Source organism: Aetokthonos hydrillicola CCALA 1050, assembly GCF_017591665.1.
Classification (GTDB): Bacteria; Cyanobacteriota; Cyanobacteriia; order Cyanobacteriales; family Nostocaceae; genus Aetokthonos; species Aetokthonos hydrillicola.
The window spans coordinates 1-1,096 of record NZ_JAAKGC010000444.1 but is presented as its reverse complement, the minus strand read 5'-3'; the positions used below and the strand labels follow the sequence as shown (position 1 = coordinate 1,096).

Here is a 1,096-nt window from a genome sequence, read left to right as displayed (position 1 = left end):
CTTTCGATAAACCAGAAGTTTACAAGCCGGAGAAGTAACAACACAACTTCCCGGCTTTTTGTTTACATTGATTTCACCCGAGGGGGTGCTGAATGAAAACCAACAAGCTATTATTCATCACATTGGGATTGGCAGCCATTATTGCTCTTGGCAAATCCCTTAATCATCAAAACGCAGGAATCCAAAAATCAAAGACTTATATCGCCTTAGAGACGAGTTCACCAGAAATTACTGAACTTAGCCAAAACATCCTCGACACGTTAGCACACCGAAGAGAAAACCAGTGGACATCTGTTGATGTTTTCTCGGGTGGAAACGTGCAAAATATATACTCCGCAGTAACAACTCACGATTTGGAAGCTTTAACCGAGGAAATTACACCAAAACCATCTTCAGACGAAGCTTTGATTCAAGCTATACAACGCATCAAAGATGAAGTTCAGCAAAACAAACAGCAAAATGTTTACGGATTCATAGTTACTAAAGGTACTACCAACTCCGTAACTCTTGCAGCTATTCGAGAAATTTGTCAAAACCTAGCTCAAAACCGCTCCACTAAAGTCCATATTTCCATAATTGGCATTTCTCCAGCCAACCGCTTACCAATGTCTACAGCGGTTGCACCTTTGAGTGGTAGTGTGCGGTTCGCTGGTATAGCTCAAGAGGAATGGCAACAATTACTCGATTTTTAACAAAAAGAATTCAGGAGTCAGGAGTCAGGAGCCAGAATGAGTGCATGATCTCTAACATCTATACGCGAGCCGGTATGTTTTAAAGTGATTCTGACTTCTCAATTCTGTCTTCTGACTCCTTATTCTTAGCCCAGGAGGAGCAATGAAATTTTTCTATTGGCTGATCAACTGGTTGCAACGCTTGATGTTCTTTGATAGTCCTCAAATACCTTGGCGTTGGGGAAATTGGGAAGTGGAGAGTCTGTTTGATAACCCTCACACCCATTCCCTAGCTATATTTCTAGATACCTTAGAACCTCAACTGTTAGCACAATGGTATGCTACTGTTGCTCCTGCATCAGCAGAAGCTCGCAAAGCGGCGATCGCTCTCGATAAACTCCGCCAACAAAAAAGTGAAGTAGCCG

General features: G+C 42.3%; 2 protein-coding genes. Both read left to right on the top strand.

The genetic code is table 11. The features are described from left to right. Nucleotides 1–92 precede the first annotated feature (92 nt). Complete coding sequence (locus G4P69_RS38745; RefSeq protein ID WP_208355359.1) at nt 93–692, top strand: hypothetical protein; 600 nt, start codon at nt 93–95, stop codon at nt 690–692. A gap of 142 nt (nt 693–834) precedes the next feature. Further along, the coding region (locus G4P69_RS38740) for a hypothetical protein (protein WP_208355356.1) at nt 835–1,096 on the top strand (262 nt) is incomplete at its 3' end.